Raw genomic sequence first — 9,108 nt, 5'->3', positions numbered from 1 at the left:
TAATTCTCTGTTCCCTGTTCTTTAAATCTTCATTTTGTCTTTAACCAAGCGAGGTTGAACTTACGTATTTAAAGAACAGAGAATAGGGGACGGGGAATGAAAGGCAATAATTTAGTGTCCAATAATTTAGTGTCTGGCACCTGCCAAACCTGATACTAAAACCTAACACTAAAACCATAACCCTACTCGCAGTTTATTTTAAAACATCCCATAATACTGGTATTTTTATATAGATGTGCACCTTCATTAATCTAAAAGTATTTATTTTAATCTTTGGTCTGATTTCGTTTTGCGGATGGTTGAATAAAAAAAGCGCCATGGCGACAACTAACGACGTTGCCCAGACCAACACTTTAAGCACCAAAGACCAAGCGAGCGAACTAGAGTCTAATGAAGCTTCAGATTCAGCACCTGCAGAATCTATTTCACCCGACATAATTTCTGATGAACAAGATGGATTTGCACTTACTCGTAAAAAAACGATTAAAGACGGTGATATTTTAGCAATTACAATATCAACACCAACAGAATGTAATCAAACCGCAGGTAAATGGTTAGGTCGCTGGTTTGCACTCTGGGGGAAAAACAAACGTTGGCAGGCTTTGCTGCCAGTACCACTTCGCACCAATGGCGATTTAACTTTACGCTTTTATTGTGATCATAAACGCATCGAATTTAATATTCTGGTAAATGAAGGCAAATATCCTGAGACCCAACTAACTGTTGACCCAAAATATTCAAGTAAACCACCAGCACGCGCTGTATATGAGCAAAAAGAAATTGCTAAAGCTTATGAACGCGGTGCAAAATCTTTGCTTTGGCACGAACCATTTTTGCGACCTACAGCAGGTGTTGAGACTAGTCTCTTTGGGGTAAGGCGTATCTTCAATGGAAAAATCGCTAGTCGTCATTTTGGGTTAGATTATGATGGCAAAGTTGGTGTTGCGGTATTTGCGGCCAATGATGGGATTGTGGTCTTGGCTGCACACGATTTTTATTTTACCGGCAATTGTATTTTTATAGACCATGGTAGTGATTTGTTTACTTCTTATTTTCATTTAGATCGTCTTGATGTCGTAGCCGGGCAACGGGTTACTAAGGGTCAGCAAATCGGTGTTATTGGTGCTACTGGCAGAGCAACAGGGCCACATTTGCACTTTGGGGTAAAATTATTAGGTCACTATGTTAACCCTAAAGAATTATTAAAAATCGATCCAGATACGACTATAGATGCATATTTAGATAACTAAAGAAAACTTTAATTTTTATAAGTCGGATCTTATAATCCGCTAATAATTTTCCAGGTGTTGTTTTCAAAAATGAGTTCGATGCGATTAAATTCACGATGTGAGTCCCATAAAGGACCCGCTGGTAACTCAAGATTAGCACGAGATCGATAACGTAAATCTGCTTGCGCACGCCCATTTATTATCTCAATACTTTGTAAGTCAGCATCAATGAATACTTCTTTTGCAGCTTTTAGCGTTTGCGGTAATAATTGCTTTAATTGTTCGTATCCATAGTCATCATCAGGTTGAGGGGTACCATTGTCCTCAAAATACTGCGGCGAAACTAAAGACAATACTGTATCAGCATCACGCTGTGTTAAGGCATTAAGGGCTTTTTTCACTACCGCAGCAATTTCACGATTTTGTGGTGTATCAGGTATTTGAGTGCCAGCAATATTGGTATGTGCGCAGGCAGTGAAGGTAGCTAAAGCAAAAAGTATAAAAAAATTGCGTAAAAGCATAGGTTTTACCTCACCGGTGCTGAAAGAACTTAAAAGCATCTGACGCGTAAGCATATGTTTCGTCAAGGAGAAGATGAAATTGATAAAAAAACAATAACATTTAAGATCTTGCGCTTCTGGTGCTGCTTTGGCAGGTTCCGGCGTCGAACACAAAAACAAAAAAGGCTTAAATGGCCCAGTAAAAATACACAACATGAATAAACGCGCGAAAATCCCTTATACCAAAGGGCAATTGGTTTGGTCACCTGCTGATCCGGCATTAGGTGTTGGAGTAATTACTAAAATTGAAGCTCAACGAATTTGGGTACGCTTCGTTCGTCTGCAAGAACAACGTGCTTATACCACTCGTGGGGTAGAGCATGTGATATTGCATTATGAGATTGGTCATGGCGAGCGTGTACGCACTCGTGAAGGTATTGAATGTAAGGTTGAGAAAAAAATTGGGGTAACCCCCGAAGGGTTACATGTTTATGCCTTAGAAGATGGCAGTGAAGCTGTTGAAAACGAACTCATTCCAGAAATTCGCGATGTTGGTGCCAAAGAGCGGCTAGCGACATTAAATTTGGTGCACCCGCAAGTTGTGCGCGCACGTATGCAAGGTTTAGCTCTAAGTCGCTTTGGCAAAAATGCTGGTGATGCTGCAATTTTGGGTACACGAGTGCAGTGGCTGCCGCATCAAGTTGATGTGGCAACGCGCGCTATAGCATCTGATCGCATTCGCTTATTACTCGCTGATGAAGTTGGTTTAGGTAAAACTGTTGAAGCAACCCTTATCTATGCGGGCTTACGTGCACTTAATCGCGCCAATCGGGTGTTAATTCTCACTCCTGATGCTTTATGCATTCAATGGTTAGGCGAAATTTATCGTAAAGCACACGAGCTTTTAGTGCTGCTTGATGAAGAACGTATCGATGATGCTCTGCAGGATTTTCCTGATCTCAGTCCATTTGAGGCGCATCAACGTATCGTAGCCTCTTTAGATCAAGTTGCCGCTGATCCTAAACTTATGCAACAAGCGGCAGCAGCTTCGTGGGACCTAGTTATTATTGATGAGGCCCATCATCTGCGATGGCGACCAGGTGGTGGTGGTAATCCGGCATATCATTTGGTTGAATCACTGTCGCGACAAACACAGCATCTGCTATTGCTTACCGCAACGCCAATGGCGCTTGATCCTGCTGAATATCATGCCCTGCTACGCTTATTAGATAATACCCGTTTCGATAATCCTGAAGACTTTAATGCCACTGCCAAGCGTATAGCTATCATTCGTGAAGTTGGTCAAGCTTTAGTCAAAGCAACCAGCGAGCAAACTGCCTTAACAAAAAATATCATAAAACAAGCCAAAGAGCTTTTAGCTGATGACACCGATGATAGTGCAGCTTTTAAAAAGTTTCTTTCATTAGATGCCACAACGGCATTACGTGCCGATGCTGCACAAGATATTTTGGGGCTCTTACGAGAGCGCCACGCTATTGCCGATTATGTTGTACGCAATCGTCGTGGCCCAGTAGGTGGCTTGCCTGAACGCCATGCTGAAACATTCGCGCTGACAGCTACGTCAGTACAAGATGTTTTAATAAATGTTGGCGAGAGTGTCATGCTCGAATTGGTGCAAACGATTGCTGAACCACGTGAGCGCTATACTAACCTAGGTGAATTATTACGTGCGTTATGGGCTACCCCACGCGCCTTAGCAGATATCTTGCAGCCCATCTCTCCTGAGTTGGTGAACGAACTTTTACCTTATATAAAACAAGTGACTGAATCACCACGCGATGAACAAGGCTTGCCGACTGGTGATGCGCGTTTGCGTTGGCTGGTTGAGATTATTCGCCAACAAGACGAAAATGAAAAACTTCTTGTTTTTGTTGAGAGTTCGATAGCCGTACGAGCTTTGCGCAGTGCGCTTGAACCATATTGTGGTAATGATATTGCTGTATTTCATCGTGGTTTAGCACCTCGCGATCAAGATCGACAAGTGGCTTGGTTTCGTGACCACCAAGGTCCGCCCATAATGCTTTCTACCGAAGCCGGTGGTGAAGGGCGCAATTTTCAATTTTGCCATAAAGTTGTACTTTACGATTTGCCTTGGCGACCCGCAACTATTGAACAACGCATAGGTCGTGTTGATCGCGTTGGACAAATGCAAGATGTGCGTGTGCTGGTTCCATATTTTCGTGGTGGATACGAAGCAGCAATTTTACGGGTTATGCAAGAATCTATTGGTGTGCTTGATAGCACGGTTGGCGGTATTGATCATGCTCTTGAGTATGTTAGTGATCGTATTGCCGATTTAATAATTACTGGCAGTGACGCCTCTGGTTGGAAAGCTCTTTATAACGACACTCATAAGTTAGTGGCCGAATCGCGAGAGCGAATAAATAATGATATTGATCCAATTCTCGACCATGCCAGTTTCTCAAAAGATAGAGTAAATACTATATTAGCTTTGGTACCTGAAGATCTTGAAGCGCAAACTGAACACTTTGTGCAAAGTTATGCTGGCCATAGTCGCTTGCACGTAAAACCTCAAGGTGGCCAGTTATTTTCAATAGATGGCGCTCCGAGTGCTGCGGGGCGTGATGATTATGAGTCTGGTTATGTTGCTACCTTCTCGCGTATTTACGCCCTTGACCATGAAGATGTTGAGTTTTGTTCTTTTGGGCATCCCTTGCTTGACCAAGCAACCCAATGGGCAACTGAGGCGCATGACCAAAGTGCGGCTTTAGCTATTTGTCGGGGTTATGCCAAAGAAGGCGCGGTCTTTTTGTGGTGTTTTGATTTAGATTTACCTGATGATGTCCCTGAATCTGCAACTTTCTTTCATAAGCGGTCATTTACTTTAGCTTTAGATGAGAATGGGCAGCGCGTACCTGAACTCGAAGATTTATTAACCTATTCAACGCGCCGATTAGATCGTATGGATCCCGCTCCATTGCGCAGCAGTAGCGAACGCTGGCGACGTCTGGTTGATGGTAATCATAGTATTGCTGAGAAAATGGCAAACGATACTGTTGATAAAATAGTGAAACGAGCCGCTACCCAAGCAGAAGAGGTACTAAATCATCGCGAACGGTATTTGCTCCGTTCACAAAAACGCGAACAGGCTGCTGTATCTGCAAAATCAAAAAATTACCAAATAATTATTGAAAGACACGAAAAAGAACGACAAACATTTGCCAAAGAACACCAACGCTTGCTAACTGCTGTGGCTAATGCACGTCCACACTTGGTCGCAGCGGTTGCCGTGCGTTTACTGCGCAGTCGTGATGTCTCGGCATGAGAATGTTGAGATAATTAATATAAGCAATTGGTCTCCGACACGGCGTTATCTTTGTTTGCTTATAATTCTTGCAATTGCTTGGCCTTATATATTGCTAGCGCTGGCAATTTCGCCCACCATTTCCAATTTCATGCTGGCAAGGAGTAAAGATAGCTTATGGTAATACCATGCTGGGCTTAAATGTAGTTATTTACTAAATCGATCTTATTAGCGGTAATGACGGAAAGCCAATTCAAATACCAAAGCGTAGGATAAAGCCCATGCAATGGATTCGGTTCGCATACGTTTAAAGTCACCGCAAGCGGCAGCTAGAGCTAGTATCGGGGTGAAATAGAGCCAAATGCGTCCAGTTTCCATTAGGTATTGGCCAGAAAAAGCGATTCAAATGATTCGGCCCAACCATATAGAGGAATTTGCAAAGCTCGCGGTCTAACCGTGCGAAAGATATCACGCGTAAAACCAGTAAAATAGACATAAACACGTGCAACAAGCTGCCAGGAGGTCATTGCTAGCCAAAGCCAACCCCAAGTACGACAGAGTATACCGATCGTGCTAGCTTGATCTTGGCGGTCAACGTTGTAGGAAACCCGCAACATAACTACGGCCCACAAGGCCATTAAAAATGGAGTTATATCCCAAACAGTCGATAAATGAATGGCAAACAATATTGGATTTGCAACAACAAGTACAATAAATGCAAATTTTTTATAATATTCAAGTTCGAACCAACGTGCTTTAATGCCCTGTTCTATGCGAGCCAGCCAATCAATCATTATACGATTTCCTTGTTTACCACACAGGCGTCGAGTTGATGATCGTGTCTAAATGTACAAGCATTTGTAATCATTCAATGCATACTACGCACAATATTAATTTTTGCCCCTAAGCGCTCAACAGCTAGAATTTCTTTACCCTTGCCAACAAGCGAGCGTTCGCATGGGCAAGCAGTAGTAGAAAGCACGTAGTCTGCATCAGAAATATTTTGTGCCCACTTCATCCACAAAGGGAAAAACCAAGTTGACGATACCGGGTTAGAACATGCGTGGACTCGCACCGGCTGTTGCTCGTTAGGGGGATTATCGGCCAATAAATGTGAGCTCAAAAGCATAACCGCCTCACGATAAGACAAACCTGCAGAATCACCAACAAAGCGCCCAACCGCATGACTCGGGCCTTTTGCAATAACGTTATAGTAAATCATGTGGTAGGGGTGAAGACGAATGATTATCGACAAATGAGCGGCAAGATACAACACCACAAGCAATATAGAAATATAGTAGCGGGTTTTGTTCCCCAAAATAAAACGCTTAAAAAACCAGATTATCTGCCAAGCCGCAACTACCATAAGTACCGACATAGCAAAAAGCAGATGCCTTAACCCATCGTAAAGTTTGGAGTGCTGCACAATCACATAAACTAAGGGGAAAATAGCTGCTAGTATAACCAATGCCTGCTCCATGGTTGGTTTTAATTGTGCTAGGCGTTTTGTAAAAATAGCTACAATAATCTTTAAAAAACCGATTGCTAGCGCCATCAAAACAAGCTCAGGAATTTTAATAGTGGCATAAACAGGAATATAGGTTAGAGGAAGTGACTTAGTTGGCACCCATTGACCCATAAGCAATATTTCACTCGGGCCACTGGCAAACCGAACCATTTTTGACAAAGCCTCAAAGGGACGCCATGGTTCAACAAGCGCCCAAGGCCAAGCAATAATCATTAAGGCATATGACGAAATGAAAATGATCGCAGCAACTTGCAGAAGAGGTTTACCAAATCGAACCCAAAAACTATGTTTCGAAATCAAGTTTAAGCGTTGACGCCATAAAAAGACTAGAAGCACGAGCCCAAAATAGAAATATAGTAGCATCCCACCGACACGAAAAGCCATAGTTAGCCCAGCAGCAATTCCAAAACGCAGGCTTACCGCTAAGGATGGGTTGGGTAGCGATTTACCAAAATCGATTAAAAAAACCACAGCCCAAATATAGCCTACAGCAAAAGGCAAATCTTTGCTGTTGTTGAAAAGTTCGGCAAGGTAAAGCGGACTTAAAGCCAAAACCAGCATAGCTATAATAGCAGTTGCACGACCACCAAGACGTCGACCAAGCTCGTAAACCCCAACCAGACCTACAATTCCGATGAGTGCTGTAATGCAGTGGCGTATAAGAAAGATATCGGCGGGAACAATTTTGGCAACAAGCACAAATAAAACCTCTAAAAGACCGCCGTAATAGTAAAGATTGCCGAAACTCAATGCTCGATGGTCAGAAAAACCTGATGTGTAAAATGCAAGCACGCGCTCACCATATTCATGCTGAATCGTTTCATCCCAGGTAATTCCGTAATCATTCACCACAAAAGCACATAGAATCATCATGGCTATTATGATGCCAACGGCGATACGGTCTTTGTGTATTAAAAATACTTTCATTTATTTTAACTCCGATTGATTCTGATAGTTTATTTCATTAAATCAGTTTACAATATTGCCGAAGTTTCCAGGCAATTAAAAACAGTTCAGCGGTAGCTTTTATCGCTGCTAATGGTTTTACTTTTGATCCCCCCATGTCTCGCCATATATGCAAAGGCACTTCACAGAAGGACTTAGAATTGAAAGAGCCGACAGCTAATAGCGAGCGATGCAAACGTCCTAACAACTCAACATCGAAAGCCCACTTTGAATGAAAAGATTGGCTCAAAGCCCGCACCAATATCGGAGTCACTAAAAAAAGTTTGGCGCCGCATTGAGTGTCATAAACAGGAAGATTAAGTAGCAATGATGCGAGCGTGGCAAATAAGCGTCCCAAGTAATGTCTTAGGACGCTGCGTGATATTTCATAGCCTAAAAGCTTTACTCGTGAACCAAGTAACACCAAAGCATCACAAGTATTTAGCTGCTCGTACATTCTAAGCAATTCACTTGCAGGAGTCGCAAGATCGGCGTCGAGATAACCTACAACATCTGAGTTTTCTTTGATTGCGAGGTTCAATCCTGCACGCACTGCCTCACCTTTACCAACGTTTTTATCCATACGTAAAAGTTTAACTCGATTGGCAGGAGCATTTCGGACAATGGCCTCAAAACATAGCCAGGTATCGTCAGTAGAACCATCATCAACCAAAATTATTTTTACATCAGGGTGAACGAGCAGATCTAAATAGCTTCTGGCGTTCATACGAGCAGCTTCGTTGTAACAGGGGATAACTATCGAGCAGGTGTTCATAGTGATGTTCTAATTTTGTTCGTTAGTGACAAAAATTCACTTAGTGACTCTACATCATCATAAAATTATTTGAGTTATTTTAAAAACATAAGGCGTTACATTTCATTTGATGGTTACCGCCAGATCTAGCACAAATTCTCCATTGCGCTCCTGGTGTACCTTCTATCCTGCACGAATTTGTGTTGCCAGTTTGAAAATGCGCGGTACCTATTTCTGTTATGAAACAAAAAGCATGATTAAGTGAGGTGTAGTTGCTGCATACCTCCGTTAGACTTCGTGCATCAGCATATATTTCTTCCCGTCTAGTTGCTAATTTATCGTATGCTATTGCACCCTTAGAAACTTCACCACTAGAGATGCAACCACTGCAACTCAAACCAGTTGCCGCTCCGCCTTTGCTGTTACTACCAGCATAATTAAAAGTTACATCGCTTGCTGTTCCCGCCGTAGTAGCTGAATTGGCAGTATTAGCTGTCTCGGCAGTTTTTGCCGAAGTTGCTACCCCACCGGGTGAATCACTACCAGCATAGTTAAAGCTTACTTTGCTGGCGCTAACTGCACCATCAGCAATGTTATCATAGCCAACCACACTAGCCCCTAACGCAGAACTAGATACTGCCCCCACCGCCAGTTTGGCTGCGGTTACTGCACCGTCTTCAATTTCATTGGTACTAATGGTGCGACCCAGGCTTGAACTAGTACGTGGGCCCACAATATTACCATCAACGATTAACACGGTAGCATCAGCAACACCGAGGTTTGATACCACCATCGAACCATTGCCTACCCCCATACCTGGATAGCCAACCAACACAAATGCATCATCTGAGCTTAATCCAGTTATG

The 9,108-nt window shown here is 42.8% G+C and carries 7 protein-coding genes; 2 read left to right on the top strand and 5 right to left on the bottom strand.

All coding sequences use genetic code 11. The features are described 5' to 3' along the window. The first annotated feature begins 317 nt into the window (after nucleotides 1-317). The gene (locus tag JW841_16175) at nucleotides 318-1,250 is read left to right on the top strand and encodes a M23 family metallopeptidase (protein MBN1962472.1); all 933 of its coding nucleotides are present in this window, start codon (nucleotides 318-320) and stop codon (nucleotides 1,248-1,250) included. Nucleotides 1,251-1,279: 29 nt separating this feature from the next. Here JW841_16175 and JW841_16170 read toward each other — a convergent pair whose 3' ends face one another. Then, nucleotides 1,280-1,804 carry a hypothetical protein gene (locus tag JW841_16170; protein ID MBN1962471.1) on the bottom strand — a complete coding sequence of 175 codons (525 nt, stop codon included), beginning with the start codon at nucleotides 1,802-1,804 and terminating at the stop codon, nucleotides 1,280-1,282. A gap of 139 nt (nucleotides 1,805-1,943) precedes the next feature. Here JW841_16170 and JW841_16165 point away from each other — a divergent pair, with 139 nt between their 5' ends. Further along, entirely contained in the window at nucleotides 1,944-5,036 is a 3,093-nt protein-coding gene (locus tag JW841_16165) for a DEAD/DEAH box helicase family protein (protein ID MBN1962470.1), read from the top strand. A 356-nt stretch (nucleotides 5,037-5,392) separates the two neighbouring features. Here JW841_16165 and JW841_16160 read toward each other — a convergent pair whose 3' ends face one another. The 4 genes from JW841_16160 to JW841_16145 form a co-directional block, all read right to left on the bottom strand. Continuing rightward, nucleotides 5,393-5,809: a hypothetical protein gene (locus JW841_16160; protein ID MBN1962469.1), complete on the bottom strand. Its 417-nt coding sequence runs from the start codon at nucleotides 5,807-5,809 to the stop codon at nucleotides 5,393-5,395. 74 nt (nucleotides 5,810-5,883) lie between these two features. Continuing rightward, nucleotides 5,884-7,470 carry a glycosyltransferase family 39 protein gene (locus JW841_16155; GenBank protein MBN1962468.1) on the bottom strand — a complete coding sequence of 529 codons (1,587 nt, stop codon included), beginning with the start codon at nucleotides 7,468-7,470 and terminating at the stop codon, nucleotides 5,884-5,886. A 37-nt stretch (nucleotides 7,471-7,507) separates the two neighbouring features. Further along, entirely contained in the window at nucleotides 7,508-8,263 is a 756-nt protein-coding gene (locus tag JW841_16150; GenBank protein MBN1962467.1) for a glycosyltransferase, read from the bottom strand. Between the two features lie 79 nt (nucleotides 8,264-8,342). Continuing rightward, nucleotides 8,343-9,108, bottom strand: a 766-nt coding sequence (locus JW841_16145; protein MBN1962466.1) for a hypothetical protein, incomplete at its 5' end; no start/stop codon positions are given.

This window comes from Deltaproteobacteria bacterium, assembly GCA_016931625.1.
In the GTDB taxonomy this organism is placed as follows: Bacteria; Myxococcota; XYA12-FULL-58-9; order XYA12-FULL-58-9; family JAFGEK01; genus JAFGEK01.
This window is presented reverse-complemented; position numbering and strand designations above follow the sequence as displayed.